Genomic DNA, 24401 nt, shown 5'->3' with positions numbered 1-24401 from the left:
GCGACCATGGATATGCGCAAGAGCGGTCTGGTCAGCAGCAGCGATTCCGGGGCCTATTCGGACCTCAATCGCCTGAACCAGCTCAAGGTCGGCGACAAGAACAGCGATGCGAACATGCGCAAGGTGGCGCAGGAATTCGAATCGCTGTTCCTGGGCGAGATGCTCAAGTCGATGCGTTCGGCCACCGAGGCCCTCGGGAAAGACAACCCGATGAACACCGCAGAGGCCAAGCAGTACCAGGAAATGTACGACCAGCAGTTGGCGGTGTCGTTGTCCCGCGAGGGCGGCGGCATCGGCCTGGCCGACGTGCTGATGCGTCAGATGTCGAAGAACAAGCCGGTGGCGCCGGGCGAGGCGGCGGCCGCAGCGGCCGCCAAGCAAGAGGCAGTGCAGACGCCGGTCGCCGCCGGCACCGCCGCCACCGGTCCGCTGTCGCGGGTCAACGGCGAGCGTCCGCTGTGGGCATCGCGATCGCTGCGTGCGCCGAACGTCGAGCTGTCCCACAGCAACGACATGGAAATGATCAACCGGCGCCGTCTGGCCCTGCCGCCGAAGCTGGCCGACCGCCTGCTCGCCGGCCTGGTGCCGTCCGCCTCGACGGCCACGAACACCACGTTGCCGCAACGCAACACGGTCAACGCCATGGCCGCCAACGCTGGCGCAGGCCCGCTGTACAACGGCGACTGGCTGGCGCGGGCCGAGGCGGACAAGGCTTCCGGCGGGCAGATGCAGATCTACGGCCGCGCCATGGCGCAGATCCCGCTGGCGCCGGCGAAGCGCGCGTTCAGCGACGCCGACGAATTCGTCAACACGATGCTGCCGATGGCCAAAGAGGCCGCCGCGCGCATCGGCGTCGATCCGCGCTACCTGGTGGCCCAGGCCGCGCTGGAGACCGGCTGGGGCAAATCGGTCATGCGCGCCCAGGACGGCAGCAGCAGCCACAACCTGTTCGGCATCAAGGCCAGCGGCAACTGGAAGGGCGATTCGGCCCGGGCGATCACCAGCGAGTTCCGCAACGGCAAGATGGTCAAGGAGACGGCCGAGTTCCGTTCCTACGCCTCGTACAAGGACAGCTTCCACGACCTGGTGACGTTGCTGCAGAGCAACAATCGCTATCAAGAAGTGCTGAAGTCGGCCGATAACCCAGAACAGTTTGTACGCGAGTTGCAAAAGGCCGGTTACGCGACCGACCCGAACTACGCGACCAAGATTTCGCAGATAGCCAGGCAGATGGGCAGTTACCCCAACTACGCTGCGGCGGGTGCCTCCACCACGCCTCTCTAGGGCATAAGGAATAAGGTTTAAATCATGAGTTTGCTCAATATCGGGATGTCGGGGCTGTCCGCCAGCCAAGCCTCGCTGGCGACGACAGGCAATAACATCGCCAACGTCGACACCGCCGGTTATTCGCGCCAGCAAACCGTGCAGGGCACCAAGTCCTCGCAGCAGTACGGCAACGTCTTCATCGGCACGGGCACGACCCTGGCCGACGTGCGCCGGGTGTACAACTCCTACCTGGAGGCCCAGCTGCACACCGCCACCTCGCTCAACAGCGAAGCGGCCGCCTACCAGGCCCAGGCCACCGCGCTGGATGCCTCGCTGTCGGAAACCAACACCGGCCTGACCGGCGTGCTGCAGAAGTTCTTCTCGTCGATGCAGTCGGTCGCGACTTCGCCCACCGACGACACTTCCCGCCAGACCGTCCTGACCGGCGCCCAGGCCCTGACCAGCCGCTTCAACGCGCTGGCCAAGCAACTGAACGACCAGAACACCACGATCAACGGCAACCTGTCGGACATGGCGTCCCAGGTGAACAAGCTGGCGACCTCGATCGCCACGCTGAACCAGAAGATCGGCGAGATCTCCACCAGCGGCGGCCAGCCGAACGACCTGCTCGACAGCCGCAACGAGGCCGTGCGCCAGTTGTCCGAGCTGGTCGGCGCCCAGGTCGTCGAGCGCGGCACCAGCCTCGACGTGTACGTCGGCAGCGGCCAGCCGCTGGTCGTCGGCAACACCACCAACACCCTGAGCACCGTGCCGAGCAAGGACGATCCGTCGCGCATGGCGCTGCAGATGGACCGCGGTTCGAGCACCATCGACATCACCTCGGTGGTCAGCGGCGGCGAAATCGGCGGCCTGCTCACCTACCGCAAAGAAGTGCTCGACCCTTCGCTCAACGAGCTGGGCCGCGTCGCACTGGTGGTGGCCGACCAGATGAACCGCCAGCAGGCCCAGGGCATCGACAAGAACGGTGACTTCGGCGCGGCGATCTTCAACAACATCAACAGCGCCGCGCTGATCAGCCAGCGCAGCATCGGCAAAGACGGCAACAGCGCCGGCTCCGGCAACCTCGATGTGACCATCAAGGACACCGGCAAGCTGACCACCAGCGATTACCAGGTCACCTTCACCAGCGCCACCGACTACACCGTCAAGCGCTCCGACGGCACTGACCTCGGCACGTTCAGCACCACCACCACGCCGCCTCCGGTGATCGACGGCTTCACCCTGTCGCTCAACGGCGGCGCCCTGAGCGCCGGCGACTCGTTCAAGGTGACGCCGACCCGCAACGCGGCCGCCAGCATCCAGACCGTGCTGACCGATCCGAAGAAAATCGCGGCGGCCGGCCCGCTGACCGGCGTGGCCAGCGCCAACAACTCGGGCACCTACACCCAGCCGACGCTGACCAGCACCATCGACATCTACAACCCGGCCGCCCAGGCCGAAATGCAGACCGCGCTCAAGTACTCGACGCCGGTCAAGCTGGTGTTCGGCGCGGTGAGCGGCGGCAGCCAGTCCTACAGCATGGTCGACGCCAAGGGCAACAGCATCGGCACCGGCACCATCGTTCCGGGCCAGGCCAACACCCTGAACCTGAACGTGGGCATGGTCGACGCCACCGGCGCGCCGGTGATGGACAACAGCGTCGTGCCGCCGGTGCAGAAGACCTTCACCGTGCAGACCACCGTGGGCGCCACGCCGAAGGCCGGCGAGACCTTCACGATGAACCTGACCGGCGCGGCGTCTTCGGACAACCGCAACGCCCAGGCACTGGTCGGCCTGCAGACCAAGCAGACCGTGGACACCGGTTCGGCGAGCAAGGGCATCAGCCTGACCGACGCCTACAACAAACTGGTGACCAACGTCGGCACCCAGGCGGCCCAGGGCAAGTCCGACAGCGCCGCCACCACGGTGATCCTGAACCAGGCCAAGAGTGCCCGCGACTCGCTGTCCGGTGTCGTCCTGGACGAAGAGGCCGCCAACCTGGTCAAGTACCAGCAGTACTACACCGCGTCTTCGCAGATCATCAAGGCTGCGCAGGAAACTTTCAGCACGCTGATCAACAGCCTTTAAGGAGTCGTAATCCATGCGCATTTCCACCGCCCAGTATTACGAAACGCAAGCTGCGAACTACCAGCGCAACTACAGCAACGCCGTGGCGACCAGCAACGAAGCCAGCAGCCTGACCAAAATCAACACCGCCGCCGACGATCCCATCGGCGCTGGCCGCCTGCTGGCGCTGGGTCAGCAGAGCGCGATCCTGGAACAGTACAAGGGCAACATCAGCAGCACCAAGAGTGCGCTGAACCTGCAGGAAACCACCCTGGACGCCATCAACACCGCGCTGGCGCGCGCCAAGGAACTGGGCCTGGCCGCCAACAACGGCTTCAAGACCGACGCCGACCGCAGCGCCTACGCCGAAGAACTGGGCCAGATCCAGCAGCAGGTGCTGGGCCTGATGAACTCCAAGGACGCCGACGGCAACTACCTGTTCTCCGGCTCCAAGACCGACACCGCGCCGTACTCGCAGAACGCCGACGGCACGTTCACCTACAACGGCGACCAGACCCAGATCAACCTGGGCATCGGCGACGGCCTGACGGTGGGCACCAACACCACCGGCTGGGACGCGTTCCAGCAGACCATCAACACCAGCCGCACCCAGACCGCCATGACCGCCCCGGCCGTGGACGACGGCCGTGTGGTGCTGTCCAACGGCACCGTCGGCACCGCCGCGACCTACAACGCCAAGTTCAGCGGCGGCCAGCCGTACACCGTCAGCTTCCTGAGCAGCACCCAGATCAAGATCACCGATGCCCTGGGCAACGACGTGACCGCCGAGGCCAGCCAGAACGGCGTGATCAGCAACAGCAACGGCGCCAACCAGACGGTCAGCTTCCGTGGCGTGGACATGAAGCTGAACATCAACCTCAAGCCCGGCGACACCAACCCGGACGCCGTCATCGCCGGCCACAGCTTCCAGCTGTCGGCCAGCCCTGACTCGTTCACCACGGCGCGCAGCCCGGGCAACCCGTCGACGGCGGTGATCACCGGTTCCACCATCACCAACCCGTCGGACTACACCAACACCTTCCCGGCGAACGGCAGCACGGTGCTCAAGTTCACCAGCGCCACCGCCTTTGACCTGTATGCCGCGCCGATCACGGCCGACAGCAAGCCGATCTCGTCGGGCACCATGGTCGGCGGCAACGCCGTCGCCGCCGGCGTGACCTTCGCCATCGGCGGCACGCCGGCCAGCGGCGACCAGTTCTCGATCCAGTCGAACAACCACCAGACCCAGAACGTGCTCGACACCCTGGGCCAGATGATCACCGCGCTGAAGGCGCCGATCGACGGCGACCCGGTGGCCAAGCAGAAATTCCAGGGCACCATGGAGTCGGCGCTGGGCAACATCGACAGCGCCGTGAACCAGATCGGCACCGCCGTCACCTCGATCGGTGCCCGCGGGCAGGCGCTGGAAGAGCAGAGCACCACCAACGACAGCCTGACCGCGGCGAACGCCACCACCCAGAGCTCGATCCGCGATTCGGATCCGGCCGAGGTGATGACCCGCCTGACCCTGCAGCAGACCATGCTGCAGGCCGCCCAACTGGCGTTCAGCAAGATCTCCCAGTTGAGCCTGTTCGACAGGATCTGAGGATGAGCGGGCGCGCGAGCGCCCGTTTCCCCACCGTTCTTTCTTTGTCTTCTTTTGCGGTTTCGAAGGGCTCGCTGTATCGGGCGGGTTCCCGCCGCTTGCGAGTCCGCCGTGAATTCACTCCCCCTTGTCAGCCTCGTCATTCCCGCCTTCAACCCGCGCTTCTTCGAGCGGACGTTGAACAGCGCCGTGAGCCAGACCTACGGTTCTCTTGAAATCATCGTCTGCGACGACAGCCGCGGCAGCCAGATCCAGGAGATTGTCGCTTCGGTGAGCGAGCAGTCCGGCGTTGCGGTGCGCTACGTGCGCAACCCGCGCACGCTGGGCATGATCGGCAACCTCAAGGCCTGTCTGGCCGAGGCGCAGGGCGAGTTCGTCAAGTTCCTGTGCGACGACGACCACCTCTACGCCTCCTGCATCGAGCAGCAGGCCCACGAGCTGGTGCGTGACGAAGTGAGCCTGGTGCTGGCCCAGCGGCTGCTCTGGGACGCGCAGGACATCATCCTGCCGGCGCGCCTGGAAAACACCTCGCTGTCGCCGGCCAGCGGCCTGTTCAAGGGCGACGACCTGCTGGCGATCTTCGAGAAGTTCCCGGTGAACGTCCTGGGCGGCTTCAGCAACGCCCTGTTCCGGCGCACCGATCTTGAGGAGCTGCTGCCGGCGCTGACCCAGGAAGGCCACTGCTTCACCGCGTCGCTGGATTTCGCCCTGTACATCTGCCTGATGCGGCGCGGCAACGTGGCGATCTCCAACAACGTCCTCAGTGCCGAACGGCTCTACCCCGAGCGCCTGAGCGCCAGCCAGCCGATGAAGGATGCGCTGGAAGTCGAGCGCGAGTGGATGTCGCAGATGCTCAAGGCCCGCAGCGGCGAATCGGCGCCGGCCCCGGGTTGGGTGCGTTATGTGCCGCTGGCCAAGGCCGACGAGTCGCCGCGCGCCTGGGAAGAGCTGCCCCTGAGCCGCACCTTGGGCACCAAGCAGAGCCGCCAGGAATGGTGCGTCGGCATCGACAGCTGGAGCTTTGCCGAACTCTATGCGCAATGGCTGGGCTGCCGCGTGCTCAGCGAGGCGCAGCGCCGACAACTGCCGGAGACCTTCGCCAGTTGGTCGCACAAGCCGCGGATCGTGCCGGTGGTCATCGACGCAGAAGGCAGCCGCGACGGCGTCGAGCGCACGCTGGAGGCGCTGGCGGCCCAGGACTATCCGCCGGAGCTGATCCTGGTGCTGTCCGCCGACTGTTCCGAGCCAGAGCTGGATGGCCAGGTCTTCCGCATGCCGTTGCAGGGCGACGGCCTGGAGCAGCTCAATGCGCTGCTGCCGCAACTGGAAGGGGCCGACTGGTTCTACCTGCTGCGGGCGGGCGACCGCCCGGTGGCTCCGGCGCTGTTGGTCATGGCCGAGCGGATCGTGCACAACCCGTCGCTGGCCTGCCTGTACGGCGACGAAGGCAGCCTGCGCGACGGCGAGTCGGCGGAGCCGGCGTTCAAGCCGGACTTCAACCTCGACCTCATGCGCAGTTACCCTTACGTCGGGCGTGCGCTGGCGTTTGAGCGCGAGCGCTTCCTGGCCGTGGGCGGCTTTGCGCCGGAGTTCGCTGAACTGGCGCCTCACGATGTGCTGTGGCGCATGGTCGAAAGCGGCGGCACGCACGTGGTCGGCCATATCGCCGAAGTGATGCTGGAATCGGTCTTCGACCTGGCCAAATGGCTGGCCGAACCGGGCGTCGTCGAACAGAGCCCGCGGGTGCTCGAAGCGCACCTGCAACGCCTGGGCGTTGCCCATGAGCTGCGCCGCGGCAGCATCGACCTGCTCAACCGCATCGACTATCGCCATGCCCGCCGCCCATTGGTGTCTGTGGTCATCGTCACCAAGGACCAGACGGCGGCCTTGCAGCGCTGCGTCGAGACGCTGCTGGAAAAGACCGCCTACAGCGAGTACGAACTGCTGTTGGTCGACAACGGCAGCGAAAGCGCCGAGGCGTTGGCGTGGCTGGACGGCATGGCGCAGTTGGGCAGCGACCGGCTGCGCGTGTTGCGTTACCCGCAGCAGGGCAACCCGGCCGCCACCTACAACTTCGCAGTGGGCCAGGCCCGCGGCGAATACGTGCTGATGCTCAACTCCTTTGCGGTGATCACCCAGGCGGACTGGCTGGACGAACTGCTCAATCACGCCCAGCGCCCGGAAGTCGGCGTGGTCGGCGCCAAGATCTACAACCCGGACGGTTGCGTGCTGCACGCCGGCCTGGTGCTGGGCATGCAAGGGGCCGTCGGGCTGCCGTTCTACGGCCAGCCGATGCAGGCGGACGGCTACATGTACCGCCTCCAGACGGTCCATGACTTGAGTGCCGTCGGCGGCGATTGCCTGATGATCCGCAAAGAGGTCTTCCAGGCGGCGGGAGGGCTGGACGAACAGGAACTGACCCAGACGCTCAACGTCGTGGACCTGTGCCTGCGGGTCGGTCAGGACGGCTATCTGGTGGTCTGGAACCCTTACGCCAAGCTGGCGCTGGGCGCGCGTCCCGCCGTGGAGACGACGGAGCAAGAGCAGCAGTTGCATGTGCAAGAGCACGAAACGTTTTATCAGCGCTGGTTGCCGGTCATCGCTCGCGATCCGGCCTTCAACGTCAACCTGGCGCTGCAAGGCGTCGGTGCGAGCAGTTTCAGCCTGGAGCCGGGCCTGCGCACCGGCTGGACGCCGTTCTCAAGGAAACTGCTGCCCAATGTGCTGGCCGTGCCGATCAACGCGTCCGCCATCGGCCACTACCGCATCAGCCAGCCGATGATCGAGCTGGAAGCGGCGAACCGGGCCGAAGGGCGCATTTGCTACGGCTTGCCGTCGATCATTGAGATTGAGCGCCAGTCCCCGGACGTGATCGTGCTGCAAGGGCGTTACTCCAAGCACGCCATCGATGAGATCCCGCCGCTGAAGCAATTCTCCAATGCGCGGAGGATCTTCGAGCTCGATGACAACGTCATCGACGTGCCACAGCGCAATGCGCACATCCGCAACATGCCCAAGCGCGATGAAATGGAGCAACTGGTGCGCCGTGCTATCGGCTACTGCGACCGCGTGGTCGTGTCCACCGCGCCTTTGGCCAACGTCCTGTCGGACATGCATCACGACATCCGCGTCGTGCCCAACATGCTGTCCCGGCACCTGTGGACCGACCTGCGCAGCCAGCGCCGCACCTCGAAGAAGCCGCGGGTCGGCTGGGGCGGCGGCACCAGCCACCACGGCGACCTGGCGGTGATCGCCGACGTGGTGCGCGAACTGGCCAACGAGGTCGACTGGGTGTTCTTCGGCATGTGCCCGGACGACCTGCTGCCGTACATGCACGAGTTCCACGGCGTGATCGGGCTGGACGTGTACCCGGCGAAACTGGCCAGCCTCAACCTGGACCTGGCCCTGGCGCCGTTGGAGTTCCATATCTTCAACGACTGCAAGAGCAACCTGCGTCTGCTGGAGTACGGCGCCTGCGGCTACCCGGTGATCTGCACCGACACCGAGGCCTACCGCGGTTACCTGCCGTGCACCCGGGTCAAGACCAACACCACCGACGAATGGCTGCAAGCCATCCGCATGCACCTGGCCGACCCGGACGCCAGCTACCGTATGGGCGACGAGTTGCGCGAGGTCGTGCTGCGGGACTACGTGCTGCGCGACGAGAACCTGCGTTACTGGGAGAACGGCTGGCTGGCGGACTGACCGGTTCGAGACGGCATGCTGTCAAAAAGAGGCGACCTGTGCGGTCGCCTCTTTTTTTTGCCGTGACGAACCTCTCTATTTCGCGGCTGCCGACGGGGTGTCGGTTCAAGGTTTGGCATTCGCCTGTCGATAAGACTCAATCGTTCGTTCGGAATGGACGGCTGGGCCGTTCCGCCGGCGAGTACCGGATCAATCAAAGGCAAGGAAGAAACACATGGCAATCATCAATGGAACAAACGGCGCGGACACGCTGACAGGTACGGACGGGGACGACGAGATCAATGCCCTGGGCGGCAACGATGTGATCAAGGGCAGCGCCGGCGCGGACAAGATCAACGGCGGCGGCGGTGTCGATACGGTCGACTATTCGGCTTCGGCCGAGGGCGTCAATGTGGACGTGCGCCTGGGCACGGGGCTGGTCGGGCGCGGCGGGGATGCCGAAGGCGATGTCCTGACCGGCATCGAGAACGTCATCGGCTCGGCGTTCAACGACGTCTTCACCTCCGGGCCTGACGCCACGGCCACCGCGATCCGCTTCGAAGGCGGCGCGGGCGACGACATCTACTACATCGGCAACGGCGTGACGCCGACCATCGTCGAGCAGGCCGGCGGCGGCAATGACGAAGTGCGGGTGACGGTGATCAACCCGAGCGGCACCGTGCTGGCGGCGAACATCGAACGCCTGACCTACCTCGGCGACAAGGCCTTCATCGGCTACGGCAACGACCTGGACAACGTCATCACCGGCGGCTCGGGCAACGACACCCTGTACGGTGGTGCGGGCGCGGACCGGTTCGTCGGCGGCGCCGGACGTGACACCGTCAGCTACACCGACAGCAAGACCGGCGTGACGATCAACCTCAAGACCGGCGTAAACACCGGCATCGCCGCCGGCGACACCTACACCGACATCGAAGCCTTCAAGGGATCGAACTACGCCGACACCTTCATCGGCGACGGCAGCGGCCGGGCCATCGACGGTGGCGGCGGTGTCGACACCGTGGACTACTCGGGCTCGGCCGAGGGCGTCAACGTGGACGTGCGCCTGGGCACCGGCCTGGCCGGCAAGGGCGGCGATGCCGAAGGCACCACGCTGACAAGCATCGAGAACGTCATCGGCTCGGCGTTCAACGACGTCTTCACCTCCGGGCCTGACGCCACGGCCACCGCGATCCGCTTCGAAGGCGGCGCGGGCGACGACATCTACTACATCGGCACCGGCGTGACGCCGACCATCGTCGAGCAGGCCGGCGGCGGCAATGACGAAGTGCGCGTGACGGTGATCAACCCGAGCGGCACCGTGCTGGCGGCGAACGTCGAGCGCCTGACCTACCTGGGCGACAAGGCCTTCATCGGCTACGGCAACGACCTGGACAACGTCATCACCGGCGGCTCGGGCAACGACACGCTGTACGGCGGCGCAGGCGCGGACCGGTTCGTCGGCGGCGCGGGGCTGGACATCGCCGGCTACACCGACAGCAAGACCGGCGTGACGGTCAACCTCAAGACCGGCGTGAACACCGGGATCGCGGCGGGCGACACCTACACCGAGATCGAGACGATCAAGGGCTCGAACTACAACGACACCTTCGTCGGCGACGGCCGCGGCATGCACTTCGACGGCGGCGCGGGCTTCGACACGGTGGACTACTCGGGCTCGTCGGCCGGGGTCACCGTCGAGGTGCGTTTCGGCACCGGCGCGGCGGGCAAGGGCGGCGACGCCGAAGGCACCACCCTGACCGGCATCGAGAACGTCATCGGCTCGGCGTTCGACGACGTCCTGACCTCGGGCCCGGACCACACGGCCACGGCGGTCCGCCTGGAGGGCGGAGCGGGCGACGACATCTACTACATCGGCACCGGCGTGACGCCGACCATCGTCGAGCAGGCCGGCGGCGGCAACGACGAAGTGCGGGTGACGGTGATCAACCCGAGCGGCACCGTGCTGGCGGCGAACGTCGAGCGCCTGACCTACCTGGGCGACAAGGCCTTCATCGGCTACGGCAACGACCTGGACAACGTCATCACCGGCGGCTCGGGCAACGACACGCTGTACGGCGGCGCAGGCGCGGATCGGTTCGTCGGCGGCGCGGGGCTGGACATCGCCGGCTACACCGACAGCAAGACCGGCGTGACGGTCAACCTCAAGACCGGCGTGAACACCGGGATCGCGGCGGGCGACACCTACACCGAGATCGAGACGATCAAGGGCTCGAACTACAACGACACCTTCGTCGGCGACGGCCGCGGCATGCACTTCGACGGCGGCGCGGGCTTCGACACGGTGGACTACTCGGGCTCGTCGGCCGGGGTCACCGTCGAGGTGCGTTTCGGCACCGGTGCGGCGGGCAAGGGCGGCGACGCCGAGGGCACCACCCTGACCGGCATCGAGAACGTCATCGGCTCGGCGTTCGACGACGTCCTGACCTCGGGCCCGGACCACACGGCCACGGCGGTCCGCCTGGAGGGTGGGGCGGGTGACGACATCTACTACATCAGCACCGGCGTGACGCCGACCATCGTCGAGCAGGCGGGTGGCGGCAATGACGAGGTGCGCGTCACCGTGGTCAATCCGAGCGGCACCTACCTGGCAGACAATGTCGAGCGCCTGACCTTCATCGGCAACGGTGCGTACACCGGTTGGGGCAATGCCGGCGACAACATCATCACCGGCGGTTCGGGCAACGACACGCTGTACGGTGGCGCGGGCGCTGACCAGTTCATCGGCGGCAGCGGTTACGACACGGTGGGTTACCTCGACAGCAAAGTGGCCGTGACCCTCAACCTGAAGACAGGCGTGCACTCCGGCATCGCTGCCGGTGATACCTACACCGGCATCGAAGCGATCCGGGGTTCGAACTACAACGACATTTTCTATGGCGCCAGCGCGGCCATGGGCCTGGATGGCGCAGGAGGTCAGGATCTGGTCAGCTACGAGCTGTCGGACAGCGCCGTGACCATCGACCTGACCACCGGCGCCAACGCCGGCGATGCGGCGGGCGACACCTACGTCAACATCGAACTGTTCCAGGGCTCCGGCTTCAACGACACGCTGTCAGGCTCGCGCCTGGCCGACACCTTCATCGGCGGTGCCGGCGCAGACACCATCGACGGGCGCGAAGGCCAGGACAGCGTCTGGTACATCACCAGCGCCACGGGCGTCACGGTCAACCTGCAGACCAACGTCAACCAGGGCGGGGACGCCGAGGGCGACGTGCTGAGCAATATCGAGCGGGTGGTGGGCAGTCACTTCAACGACAGCCTGACCGGCGATGCCGGCGTCAATTACCTGGAAGGCGGCCTCGGCAACGACGTCATCTATGGCGGCGACGGCAACGATTACCTCTATGGCGGCCTGGTGTCGCAGATCGGGCCGTTCACCCTCGACGGCTTGACCAACGGGCCGCAGGCCGACGTGATCTACGGCGGCAACGGCAACGACACCATCGTCACCGCCGCCGACGACCACGGCAGCCGCGCCTACGGCGAAGCGGGCGGCGACGTCATCACCGTGACCTACGGCATGGCCGACGGCGGCGACGGCAATGACCTGCTGACCGGCACGGGCACCGGCTTCTCGCTGTTCGGCGGCGCGGGCGACGACCGGCTGGTGCTGCAAGGCAGCGGCTGGGCCAACGGCGGTGAAGGTGACGACACCTATACCGTCAGCACCCGGGCGCTGGTCTCGATCCAGGACGACGGCGCCAGCCGTGGCGACAAAGTGATTCTGTCGCTCATCCGCAGCACGGATCTGCTTGCTGACCGCGTCGGCGACGACCTCTATCTGCACGAGTCGAAGTTCGTGGCCGGGCAGACGCCGCAAGAGGGTGTGCTGCTCAAGGACTGGTTCGCCGGCTCCGCCACCATCGAGCAGATCCAGACGGCCGACGGACAGTTGATCAACCTGCCGGCCAACAGCGATGCGTTTGCCCTGTTTGGTTGAGCGGCGCGCTGCGAAGGGTTGAAGTGTTTGCTTGAACACGCCGGCCTGAAAAAGGCACGCCCCCGGATCTGAAGATTCGGGGGCGTGCCTTTTTTGCGGCTGGCGTTCATACCCGACGACCACCGCAAAGTCTTTTTCGCGGTGGGTGTCAAGCTTTGGTTTTTTCGAGTCGATAGCTTCGTATTCGCCGTTTAGGTGATCAGGTGGCAGGCCTGGGAGAGAGGTCTGCGCCACCGGTTCAGGATTCAACAACCACGCAAGGAAGAAACACATGGCAGTGATGAATGGAACGAGTGATGCGGATTTCATGGGCGGCACTCAAGACAATGACGAACTCTACGGACTGGAGTCGGACGATCGGCTTTGGGCCAGCGCCGGCTCGGATCTTCTGGATGGCGGGGAAGGGTTCGATGCGGCGGACTATGGGCTGATGCAGGCGGGTGTCAGTGTCGATCTGCGCGAAACGCTGGCGACGGTCACCAAGGCGGATGGATCCGTCGATACGCTGGTCAATATCGAGAAAGTCATCGGCAGCTCCAACAACGACACGCTGGCCAGTTCGGTTGCCGGGGTGACGCTGGAGGGGGCTGGCGGTGACGATATCTACCTCATCGACAGCGAAGGCGTGACGATCATTGAAGAGGAACGCGGCGGCTATGACGAGCTGCGCACCAGCGTCAACACCATGAAGCTTGATCCGTTCCTGGAGAAACTCACCTTCACCGGCACGGGCGACTTCAATGGCTACGGCAATGCCCAGATGAACGTGATTGTTGGCGGTGCCGGCAATGACGTGCTGTGGGGCGGCGATGGCGGCGATCAGTTCGTGGGCGGTGAAGGCTTCGATACTGTCAGCTACACCGACAGCCCTGAAGGGCTCAGTATCGAGTTGTCCAGCATCTGGGGCGCCACCGGTTTCGCTTTCGGCGATACCTACTCGAGTATCGAGGGCGTGCAGGGTTCGAATTTCAACGATGTGATCTTTGCCGGCGAGAGCGCCATGGTCATGGACGGCGCCGATGGTTTCGACGCTGCCGACTACAGCCGTTCGAACGATGCGGTCACCTTCGAATTTCACGATGGCAAGGCCTTTGGAACGGGTGGCTACGCCGAAGGCGACACCCTGATCAACGTGGAAAAAATCGTCGGTTCGGATCTGGCCGACCACTTCACTGCCAACTCGGCGGGCATCACCTTCGAAGGTGGCCGAGGCGGTGACATCTACACGGTCAACAGCATTGGCGTGAGCATCATCGAGGGCGAGACTGATGGCTTTGACGAGCTGTACACCAACCTGTCGCTGATGAAGATGGATCCGTTCATCGAAAAAATGACCTACACCGGCACTGCCGATTTCACAGGTTATGGCAATGACGGTGACAACATCATCGTCGGTGGCATCGGTAATGACGTGTTCTACGGTGGTCTCGGTCAGGACGTCTTCGACGGCGGCGAGGGGATGGATACCGTCAGCTATGAGGACAGCGATGTCGGTGTGGCGGTCGGGATGTGGCAACTGGGCCAGAACGGCACGGCCCAGGGCGACATGTATCTGAACATCGAGGCGCTGCGTGGCAGTCACTTCGACGACGTCATGACGGGCAGCATGGGCGACGATATCTTCGAAGGCAGCGACGGCAACGACACGCTGAACGGCGACTACGGCAACGACTACCTCTACGGCGGGCTGAAGTCGGGGCTCGACAGCGATGCCGCGCAGGCTGACATCCTCAATGGCGGTGCCGGCGATGACGTGATCGTCGGCGCCAAAAATGACTTGGGCACCCTTGCCTACGGTGGCGATGGCAATGACACCATCACGGTCGGCAGTGGCAGTGCCTTTGGTGAGGAGGGCTTTGACCTGCTCACCGGTACCGGCAGCAATTACCTGTTGTCCGGTGGCGGCGGCAACGACGTGCTGGTGCTCAACCTTGCCGGGCAGTCGAACAGCGGCGGCGTCGCGATGGGCGGCAGCGGGGACGATACCTACATCGTCAACACGACCGGTCTGGTGACGATTCAGGACCAGTCCGGCTGGGAGATCAACGACACCCTGATCCTCAATACCATTGCCAACATCAGCCAGTTGAACGTCACCCGTGTCGGCGACGACGCGTACCTGCACAGCGTCAATGATGGCAGCGCCGGTGTTCCGGACAGCGGCGTCAAGCTGCAGGGTTGGTATGCCGGGAATGACAACATCGAGATCCTGCAGACCGCCGACGGCCAGTCTTACGACCTGCGTGCCACTGTCGATGGGTTCGCGCTTTTCGGCTGATCCACCGATGCATTGATGCAGCCACAAGAAAGGGATGGCCCCGGCGACGGATCCATCCCTTTTTCATGCCCGCCGTCCCCGCCGACGCAACGCCCGCAGAGCTGGCGCGTTTCCTGCAAGTCCCCCTCAAATCGCCATAAAACGAGCGCTCGCGGCCATTGCCCAGGCGCCCGCAACGGCAAAAAGGTTTAGCCAGAAGGCCCGCCAGGCTCAAGAACGCCGCGCGCAGCCCTGTGACGAACGAGAGGGGAGACGATGAAGGCAGTTATTTTGGCGGGTGGGCTCGGTACGCGCATCAGCGAGGAATCGCACCTCAAGCCCAAGCCGATGATCGAGATCGGCGGCAAGCCAATTCTCTGGCACATCATGAAGCAGTATTCCGCCCACGGGATCCACGACTTCGTGATCTGCCTCGGCTACAAGGGCTACGCGATCAAGGACTTCTTCGCCAACTACTTCCTGCACACCTCCGACGTCACCTTCGACATGCGCAACAACCGCATGGACGTGCACCAGAACTACAGCGAGCCGTGGCGCGTGACGCTGGTGGACACCGGCGAAGACACGATGACCGGCGGCCGCCTGCGCCGCGCCGCACGCTACCTGGAAGGCGAAGAGGCGTTCTGCTTCACCTACGGCGACGGCGTGTCCGACCTCAACATCGGCGAGCTGGTGGACTTCCACCTGAGCCACGGCAAGCTGGCCACCGTCACCGCCGTGCAGCCGCCAGGCCGTTACGGCGCGCTGGAGCGCGACGGCGACCGCGTGCTGGGCTTCACCGAAAAGCCCCGGGGCGACGGTGGCTGGATCAACGGCGGCTTCTTCGTGTTGTCGCCCAAGGTGCTGCCTTACATCGCTTGCGACCAGACCTCCTGGGAGGCCGAACCGCTGGCCAACCTCGCCGCCGAACAGCAGTTGCAGGCGTTCCAGCATGAAGGTTTCTGGCACCCGATGGATACCCTGCGCGACAAGAACCACCTCGAAGCGCTGTGGCAGAGCGGGGAGGCCCCATGGAAGCAATGGGCCTGAGTCCGGAGTTCTGGCGCGGCAAGCGGGTTCTGGTCACCGGCCACACCGGTTTCAAGGGCAGCTGGCTGACCCTGTGGCTGCAAAGCCTGGGCGCGCAGGTCAGCGGCTTCGCCCTCGACCCGGCGACCGAACCGAACCTGTTCGAACTGGCGCGGGTGCACGAAGGCATCAACGATCAGCGCGGCGACCTGCGCGACCTGGGCGCCTTGCTGGAAACCATCGCCGACACCGAGCCTGAGATCGTCCTGCACCTGGCGGCCCAGCCGTTGGTGCGCGAAGGCTACCGCGATCCGCTGGGTACCTATTCCAGCAACGTCATGGGCACCCTCAACCTGCTCGAAGCGATCCGTCAGGTCGGCTGCGTGCGGGCCTGCGTGCTGGTGACCACCGACAAGGTCTACGCCAACAAGGAATGGCTGTGGCCCTACCGCGAGGACGAAGCCCTCGGCGGCCACGACCCTTACAGCAGCAGCAAGGCCTGCTGCGAACTGTTGGCGCAATCTTACGCGGCGTCGTTCTTCCCGGCGGACAAGTACGCCGAACACGGTCTGGCCCTGGCTACGGCGCGTGCGGGCAATGTGCTGGGCGGCGGCGATTTCGCCCCTGAACGGCTGATTCCCGATGTACTGAAAGCCTGGTCGGCCGACGAGCCGGTGACCCTGCGCTACCCGCAGGCCGTGCGCCCGTGGCAGCACGCGCTGGAGCCGCTGGCCGGCTACCTGCAACTGGCGGCCGGCCTCTACGAAGAGGGCCCGGAGTACGCAGGCGCGTGGAACTTCGGCCCGGGCGAGGCGGACATGTGCAGCGTCGGCGAAGTGGTGGAACTGCTCGCCAACCGCTGGCCCCAGGCCCGTGGCCTGCGCATCGAGCCGAGCGAGCTGCACGAGGCCGGCCTGCTGCGCCTGGACAGCAGCCGCGCCCGTCAGGTGCTGGGCTGGCAGCCGCGCTGGAGCTTGCAGCAATGCCTGACCCAGACCCTCGACTGGCACCTGGCGTGGCAGAACGGCGATGACATGCGCCGGGTCTCCCTCGGCCAGCTGAACCTGTACCGGGGCGCGCTGTGAGCGAATTCTCCTTGCAGGCCCTGCCGCTGGCCGGGCTGTTCAACGTCCGCCACAAGCGCTTCGAAGACCAGCGCGGGCACTTCGCCCGGCTGTTCTGCGAGGGCAGCCTGAGCGCGTTCGGCCGTGAGTTCCATATCCGTCAGATCAACCATTCCTGCACCCGCGAGAAGGGCAGCGTGCGCGGCCTGCATTACCAGAACGCCCACGCGCCGGAAGCCAAGCTGATCACCTGCGTGCGCGGTGAGGTGTGGGACGTGGCGGTGGATCTGCGCCCGGACTCCGAGACCTTCCTGCACTGGCACGCCGAACACCTGAAGGCCGGCGACGGCCGCAGCCTGCTGATCCCGGCCGGCTTCGCCCACGGCTTCCAGACCCTGACCGACGACGCCGAACTGCTTTACCTGCACAGCGCCGACTACGCGCCGGAGCACGAGGGCGGGCTGTCGGTGAACGATCCGCGGCTGGCCATCGCCTGGCCGTTGCCTGTCAATAATTTGTCGGCGCGGGACTCCAGCCATCCCGCGCTCGATCAACACTTCGCTGGAGTGCGTCTATGAATTGCCGTGGGTGCGCCGCACCGCTGAGCCTGCCGCTGATCGACCTCGGCACCTCGCCGCCGTCCAACGCCTACGTGCATGCCGACCGCCTGGAGCAGGCCGAGCAATGGGTGCCGCTGAAGGTCGCCGTGTGCCAGCAATGCTGGCTGGTGCAGACCGAGGACTACACCTCCGCCGACAGCCTGTTCGACGCCGAGTACGCCTATTTCAGTTCGTTCTCCAGCACCTGGCTGGCCCATGCCGAGCGTTATGTGGCCGAGATGGCCGAGCGCTTCGGCCTGAACGCCGACAGCCGGGTGGTGGAAGTCGCCGCCAACGACGGCTACCTGCTGCAGTACGTGGCCGGTCGCGGCATTCCGTGCCTGGGCGTCGAGCCGACCCGCAGCACCGCCCAGGCAGCGCGGGAAAAGGGCCTGGAGATCCGTGAGCTGTTCTTCGGCCGCGACACCGCCGCGCAACTGAAGGCCGACGGCTGGGCCGCCGACCTGATGGCCGCCAACAACGTGCTGGCCCATGTGCCGGACATCAACGATTTCCTCGGCGGTTTCGCCGCGTTGCTCAAGCCCACCGGCGTGGCCACGTTCGAGTTCCCGCAACTGCTGACGCTGATGGCCGGCGCGCAGTTCGACACGCTGTATCACGAGCACTATTCCTACCTGTCCCTGACCGCCGTGCAGACCCTGTGCGAGCGCAACGGCCTGGAAGTGTTCGACGTCAGCCAACTGAGCACCCATGGCGGTTCGCTGCGGGTGTTCGTGCAGCGCCGGGACGGCGAGCGACGCGCCGTGCAGCCGGCGGTGCAGCAGCAGTTGCAGGCCGAGCTCGACGCCGGGGTGAAGACCGCCGGCTACTACGCGACGCTGGCGCCCGCCGCCGAACGCATCAAGCACGACTTGCTGCGCTTCCTGCTCAAGGCCAAGGCCGACGGCAAGCGCGTGGTCGGCTACGGCGCGGCAGCCAAGGGCAACACGCTGCTCAACTACGCCGGGGTCAAGCCCGACCTGCTGGCCTGGGTGGCCGACGCCAACCCGCACAAGCAGGGCAAGCTGTTGCCGGGCAGCCGCATTCCGATCGTGGCGCCTGAGCGGATCGACCTCGAGAAACCGGACTACGTGCTGGTGCTGCCGTGGAACCTGCTGCACGAAGTCAGCCAGCAACTGGCGCATGTGCGTCAGTGGGACGGACGCTTCGTGATCGCCGTGCCGGAGATGAAAGTCCTGTGAAGGTCCTGGTCACCGGAGCCACCGGCTTCGTCGGTCGTCACCTGGTCGCGGCGCTGCTGGCCCGCGGCTGCACGGTGCGGGCGGTGGCGCGTGATGCACAGAAAGCTGCGGATATGCCGTGGATCAATGACGTCGAGTTCGTCAGCGCGGATATTCACGCAGCGGACCTGAACATCGGCGCGCTGACCGAAGGTGTCGATGCCCTCGCGCACCTGGCCTGGCCGGGGTTGCCGAACTACCGCGCGCTGTTCCATTTCGAACATAACCTGATGGCCGACTACCGCTTCGTCAAAAGCGTGGTGGAGGCGGGCGTGAAGCAAGTGCTGGTGACCGGCACCTGCTTCGAATACGGCATGCAGAGCGGCCCGCTGAGCGAACGGAACGATGCGCAGCCGACCAACCCCTACGGGCTGGCCAAGCATACGCTGCACCTGTTTCTGCAGAATTTGCAGCAGGAATATCCGTTCACTCTGCAATGGGTGCGGCTGTTCTACCTGCACGGCGAAGGGCAGAACCCCAACAGTCTGCTGGCGGCGCTGGACCGGGCGATCGATGCGGGTGAGCCCACGTTCAACATGTCGGCCGGTGAACAGTTACGGGATTTTCTGGCGATTGAAACCGCCGCCGCGCATCTCGCCGCGATCCTGCACAAACGCGATTTCGACGGCACGCTCAACTGCGCCAGCGGCCAACCGGTTTCGGTGCGTGCACTGGTCGAGCAGCGCGTGCGCGAGCGCGGCGCGTCCATCGGCCTGAACCTGGGTCACTACCCGTACCCGACCCACGAGCCGATGGCGTTCTGGGCGGTGACCGAGCGTCTGCAACAGTTACTGGGAGACCGCCATGAGGCATGAGTTGTACCGCGCCACCGACCTGCCGGTGCTGCAGAACCGCACCTTCGCCGATCCCGAGTCGGCGAAGGCATCGGCCCGCGCCGACATGCTGCTGGTCCAGGACGAGCGCAGCGGCCTGATCTTCAACGCGGCGTTCGACGCCGACAAGCTCAGCTACGACGCCGACTACCAGAACGAGCAGGCCCATTCCGGCCAGTTCCAGAAGCACCTGCACGACGTCGAAGGCATCATCGCCAAGCACTTCAAGGGGCAGGAGCTGATCGAGGTCGGCTGCGGCAAGGGCTACTTCCTTGAGCTGCTCAAGGGCCTGGGCTACCGCATCACCGGCATCGACCCGGCCTACGAAGGCGACAGCGCCGACGTGATCAAAGCCCCGTTCACCCGCGGCCTGGGCCTGGCGGCGGACGCCGTGGTGCTGCGCCACGTGCTGGAGCACATCCAGGATCCGGTGAGCTTTCTGGCGGTGATCGCCGAAGCCAACCAGGGCGGGCAGATCTATATCGAAGTGCCGTGCTTCGACTGGATCCTCGAACACCGCGCCTGGTTCGACCTGTTCTACGAGCACGTCAATTATTTCCGCCTCGACGACCTGCGCCGGATGTTCGGCACCGTGCACGAGGCCGGCCACCTGTTCGGCGGCCAATACCTGTACATCGTCGCCGACCTGGCCACGCTGCGCCTGGCCCCGGAGCAACCGGTGCCGCGCCTGGCCCTGCCGGACGGCTTCACCGCGAGCCTTGAGCGCGCGGTGCAGATCATCCAGGCCGCGCCCGGACAGGGTTCGGCGATCTGGGGTGCGTCCTCCAAAGGCGTGATCTATTCGCTGTTCCTGCAAAGGGCGGGCGTGGCGGTGGATCGCGTGGTGGACATCAACCCGGCCAAGCAGGGGCGCTACCTGCCCCTGAGCGGCGCGCGGGTATCCTCGCCGCAAGAAGCCATGGACGCCTTGCCCGAAGGCGCCAACCTGTTTGTGATGAATTCCAATTACCTCGAAGAGATCAAGCGGATGACCGATGGGCGCTACGTCTATCACGCCGTTGACAGCGCTTCGTTCCAGTGACTACCGAGATCGTGAACATGACCGACAACAGCATCAACAAAGCCTTCGAAGCCGAGTGCCGCGAGCAGATCGCCCAGCAAGGCGACGACCAGAAACTCACTGGCCTGGCCCGGGATTTCTTCAATGAATCGGCCAAGCACAAGTACAGCTACCACTTCTCGTGGATGGGCCGCCCGATCATCCAGCTGCCGCAAGACATGATGGCGATGCAGGAGATCATCTGGCAGGTCAAGCCGGACCTGGTCATCGAGTGCGGCATCGCCCACGGCGGTTCGATCATCTACTACGCCTCGCTGCTGGAACTGCAAGGCCACGGCGAAGTGCTGGGCGTCGACCTGGACATCCGCCCGCACAACCGCGAAGCCATCGAGAGCCACCCGATGAGCAAGCGCATCTCCATGATCGAAGGTTCGAGCATCGACCCTGAGATCGCCGCCAAGGTGCGCGCCGCCGCCGAAGGCAAGAAAGTGATCCTGGTGCTGGACTCCAACCACACCCACGACCACGTGCTCGAAGAGCTGCGCCTGTACGCGCCGCTGGTCTCCGTGGACAGCTACTGCGTGGTGATGGACACCGTGGTCGAAGACATGCCGGCCGACTTCTTCCCGGACCGTCCGTGGGGCCCGGGCGACAACCCGAAGACCGCCGTGTGGAAATACCTGGAAGAGAACAAGGATTTCGAGATCGACGTTCAGTTGCAGAACAAGCTGCTGATCACCGTGGCGCCGGACGGCTACCTGCGTCGCGTGCGTTAATCGAAACATCATCAAAGCGTAGATTTGGCGATTCGCCGGTAGTGGGGAGAGGTTATGCAAGGCAAGTACGGTTCGGAACAGGCGCCGGTGCTCAATGAGCTGTTGACCGTGGTGCTGTTTACCCATAATCGTCCGGCGTTCCTGCGCCGGGCGGTGAAGTATTACAGCGCCTTGCCTTGCAGGATCATGGTGCTGGACTCCAGTCCGGAACTGCCCGAAGGCGACTTTTCCGCCATCGACTATCACCACGTGCCGCAGTTCGCCTATTGGGGCATGCAGGCCAAGCTGGCCTATGGCGTGGAGCGCGTGACCACGCCGTACACCGTGCTGGCGGCGGACGACGACTTCATCCTGCACGATTCGCTGGCCGAGTCCGTGGGTTTCCTGCAAGACCATCCCGACTACGGCATGTGCCACGGCTACTGCCTGATGTACCTGACCCTGGCCGGCGACGTGAGCTACTACCGCCGCGACAAGAAGGTCTGCGAAGACTATGCGTCCGAGCGGGCCCAGGACCGCGTCATCGATTACATGAGCCAGTACATCCCGCCGTTCTACGCGGTGACCCGTACCGACCTGATGAAGTCCTGGCACGCGGCGATGCCGGCGGGCACCAGCTTCCAGTGGCAGGAGATCGGCCATGTGTACTACATGCTGGCCTGCGCCAAGGCGCGGATCCTGCCGATCCCTTACGTGGTGCGCGAAATCAACTACGGCAACTCCGAGCACAGCACCGAGGTGTACCACTCGCTGACGTACATGGACGCCAAGTCGGTGGCCGAGCGCGAGGCGTTCGCCGAGTTCCTGGCGTCGTTGCCCACCGGCATCCAGGGACTGGACGCCGAGCAAGGCAAGGCCTTTGCCCTGGAGAGTTTCGAGGCGATGGTCGACAGCCTGCAATCGGGGCGCGCCCTGACCGCCGAGCTGATTTTCCAGTCCACCTGGCACCAGGCGCTCAAGCGTCCGGACCGTCGGTTCGGACCGCTGCAGTACGTGGAAATGCCGTTCTACAACCAGGCCTTCTTCGATCGCCTGGAGCAGATCGAATTCATGCTCCACACCATGCCGGCCGGCCGCGTGCAGTTGAACGGCCTGGAGGGCGTGTGGACCCGTCAGGCTCACTTGCTGCAGGCACGCAACAACGACACCGCCGAGAGCGTGCTGGACCGCTTGTGGCAGGCCCACGACCTCAACGCCTTCAACCGCGAAGTGCTCAAGCGCCTGCTGGCGCAGCTGGAGCAGGCGGGCGAAGACGAAGAGGCGCAGAAGACGCGCGACTGGCTCGCGCGTCTGGAGGCCGTGACCCTTGAGGATCACCGTCAGACGTTCGGGAAGATGCAGTCCGGCAAGTTGCTCAAGTGGCTGGCTGCGCGTCAGCCGGATGCCCGGCAACGCGAAGCGATTGCCGGGCACCTGGCGGTCAACGGCGGCGGCCCGCAGTTCGGCGTTTTCCTGCTGGACCTGGACAACGACATCGACAAGGTGCAAGTCACCCTCGACAGCCTGCTCGAAGGCCAGTGCAAGGCGTTCCGGATCGTCGTGTTCACCACCGGTGAGCCGCCGGCCGCCACCACGGCGCAGAACACCCTGCACTTTGTCCGCGTCACGCCGGGCAACCTGGTCGAGAAGCTCAACCAGAGCGCCCGCCAGTCGCCGTGCGACTGGGTGCTGCTGGCCGAAGCGGGCGACGAGTTCACCGCCGGCGGCCTGCTGCGCGCCAGCCTGGAACTGATGGCCGCCGACGGTTGCAGCGCGGTGTCCACCGACGAGATTCAGCGTCAGGACAGCGGCGCGCTGGCGGATGTGTTCCGTCCGGGCTTCAACCTGGACTTGCTGCTGAGCCTGCCGGGCATGATGGCGCGCCACTGGCTGATCCGCCGCGAGTCGCTGGTCGCGGTCGGCGGCTATCGGGCGGACTTCAGCAAGGCGCTGGAATTCGACCTGCTGCTGCGCATCCTCGAACAGGACGGCCTCAACAGCCTGGCCCACCTCGACGAGCCGCTGCTGATCGCCCGTGCGCCGAAGCTGGAGGAAAACCCTCACGAGCGCCTGGCCCTGCTGCGTCACCTGGGCTCCCGCGGCTACAAGGCCAAGGTCACGTCCTCGACGCCGGGGATCTACCAGATCGACTACCACCACACCGAGCGCCCGCTGGTGTCGGTGATCGTGCCGGCCGGCAACGACCTGCCTGCCTTGCAGCGTTGCCTGGAAGGCGTGCTGCTGCGTACCCGCTATCACCATTACGAGATCCTGGTGGCCGCGACGGCGCAGCAGTCGGCCGAGGTCAATGACTGGCTGGGCGCCTATCGGCATCCGAAGGTCCAGGTGCTGCGCGCCGAGCAGCCGTTGAACGGGCCGGCACTGATCAATGCCGCCAGCCGTCAGGCCCAGGGTGAATACCTGGTGCTGCTTGCCGCCGATGCGGAAGTGGTCAACCCGAACTGGCTCGACTCGCTGCTCAACCACGCGCTGCGTCCGGAAGTCGGCGTGGTCGGCCCGAAACTGGTGGACCGCGACGGCAAGGTCAGCCAGGCGGGCTTGATCCTCGGCCTGAACGGCGGAGTCGGTTCGGCTTTCATCGGCGAGAAGCACGACGCCGACGGTTACCTGTACCGCCTGTCGGTGGAGCACGGCTATTCGGCGGTGTCGGGCGTTTGCCTGATGGTGCGCAAGGCGCTGTTCGATGGCCTGGACGGTCTGGACGACGCCACCTTCGCGGACGGCTTCAGCGACGTCGACCTGTGCCTGAAAGCGGGGCAGGCCGGCTACCTCACCGTGTGGACGCCGTCGGTGCAGGTGCTGCATCCGGGCCAACTGCCCCAGGCGCCGCAAGCGCTTGAGGCGCTGCGGGAAAAATGGTCCGCGGCCTTCGCCGCGGATCAGGCCTACAACGCGAACCTGAGCCTGACCGGCAAAGGCTATACCCTCAACGAAAGCGCTTCGCCGGACTGGGCGCAACTGCTTGCCTAAGCCTTCGCGCAGGGGACGGGACTC

Annotated in this window: 14 protein-coding genes; all 14 read left to right on the top strand. The window is 65.3% G+C overall.

Annotated features, from left to right (window positions below):
* The first annotated feature begins 6 nt into the window (after nt 1-6).
* Nucleotides 7-1284 carry a flagellar assembly peptidoglycan hydrolase FlgJ gene (gene flgJ / locus KVG96_RS17130; RefSeq protein WP_217893160.1) on the top strand — a complete coding sequence of 426 codons (1278 nt, stop codon included), beginning with the start codon at nt 7-9 and terminating at the stop codon, nt 1282-1284.
* 24 nt (nt 1285-1308) lie between these two features.
* Nucleotides 1309-3354 carry a flagellar hook-associated protein FlgK gene (gene flgK / locus KVG96_RS17125; RefSeq protein WP_217893159.1) on the top strand — a complete coding sequence of 682 codons (2046 nt, stop codon included), beginning with the start codon at nt 1309-1311 and terminating at the stop codon, nt 3352-3354.
* 13 nt (nt 3355-3367) lie between these two features.
* Entirely contained in the window at nt 3368-4939 is a 1572-nt protein-coding gene (locus KVG96_RS17120) for a flagellar hook-associated protein 3 (RefSeq protein WP_217893158.1), read from the top strand.
* A gap of 111 nt (nt 4940-5050) precedes the next feature.
* Nucleotides 5051-8644 carry a glycosyltransferase gene (locus KVG96_RS17115; RefSeq protein ID WP_217893157.1) on the top strand — a complete coding sequence of 1198 codons (3594 nt, stop codon included), beginning with the start codon at nt 5051-5053 and terminating at the stop codon, nt 8642-8644.
* A 214-nt stretch (nt 8645-8858) separates the two neighbouring features.
* Nucleotides 8859-12587 (top strand): beta strand repeat-containing protein, encoded by a 3729-nt coding sequence (locus KVG96_RS17110; protein ID WP_217893156.1) that lies wholly within the window; start codon nt 8859-8861, stop codon nt 12585-12587.
* Nucleotides 12588-12858: 271 nt separating this feature from the next.
* Nucleotides 12859-14865, top strand: a complete 2007-nt coding sequence (locus tag KVG96_RS17105) for a calcium-binding protein (RefSeq protein ID WP_217893155.1) — start codon at nt 12859-12861, stop codon at nt 14863-14865.
* A 255-nt stretch (nt 14866-15120) separates the two neighbouring features.
* Complete coding sequence (gene rfbF, locus KVG96_RS17100; RefSeq protein ID WP_217893154.1) at nt 15121-15894, top strand: glucose-1-phosphate cytidylyltransferase; 774 nt, start codon at nt 15121-15123, stop codon at nt 15892-15894.
* Complete coding sequence (gene rfbG, locus KVG96_RS17095; protein ID WP_217893153.1) at nt 15876-16958, top strand: CDP-glucose 4,6-dehydratase; 1083 nt, start codon at nt 15876-15878, stop codon at nt 16956-16958. The genes rfbF and rfbG overlap by 19 nt, the downstream gene beginning before the upstream one ends.
* Nucleotides 16955-17515, top strand: a complete 561-nt coding sequence (gene rfbC / locus KVG96_RS17090) for a dTDP-4-dehydrorhamnose 3,5-epimerase (protein ID WP_217893152.1) — start codon at nt 16955-16957, stop codon at nt 17513-17515. The genes rfbG and rfbC overlap by 4 nt, the downstream gene beginning before the upstream one ends.
* Nucleotides 17512-18738 carry a class I SAM-dependent methyltransferase gene (locus KVG96_RS17085; RefSeq protein ID WP_217893151.1) on the top strand — a complete coding sequence of 409 codons (1227 nt, stop codon included), beginning with the start codon at nt 17512-17514 and terminating at the stop codon, nt 18736-18738. Before rfbC ends, KVG96_RS17085 begins: the two co-directional genes overlap by 4 nt.
* Nucleotides 18735-19592 carry an NAD-dependent epimerase/dehydratase family protein gene (locus tag KVG96_RS17080; protein ID WP_217893150.1) on the top strand — a complete coding sequence of 286 codons (858 nt, stop codon included), beginning with the start codon at nt 18735-18737 and terminating at the stop codon, nt 19590-19592. The genes KVG96_RS17085 and KVG96_RS17080 overlap by 4 nt, the downstream gene beginning before the upstream one ends.
* Complete coding sequence (locus KVG96_RS17075) at nt 19582-20652, top strand: class I SAM-dependent methyltransferase (protein ID WP_217893149.1); 1071 nt, start codon at nt 19582-19584, stop codon at nt 20650-20652. The genes KVG96_RS17080 and KVG96_RS17075 overlap by 11 nt, the downstream gene beginning before the upstream one ends.
* 17 nt (nt 20653-20669) lie before the next feature.
* Complete coding sequence (locus KVG96_RS17070) at nt 20670-21407, top strand: cephalosporin hydroxylase family protein (protein ID WP_217893148.1); 738 nt, start codon at nt 20670-20672, stop codon at nt 21405-21407.
* A gap of 54 nt (nt 21408-21461) precedes the next feature.
* Nucleotides 21462-24377 carry a glycosyltransferase family 2 protein gene (locus KVG96_RS17065; protein ID WP_217893147.1) on the top strand — a complete coding sequence of 972 codons (2916 nt, stop codon included), beginning with the start codon at nt 21462-21464 and terminating at the stop codon, nt 24375-24377.
* The last annotated feature ends 24 nt before the right edge of the window (nt 24378-24401 follow it).

It is taken from the genome of Pseudomonas ekonensis, from assembly GCF_019145435.1.
Lineage (GTDB): Bacteria > Pseudomonadota > Gammaproteobacteria > Pseudomonadales > Pseudomonadaceae > Aquipseudomonas > Aquipseudomonas ekonensis.
This window is presented reverse-complemented; position numbering and strand designations above follow the sequence as displayed.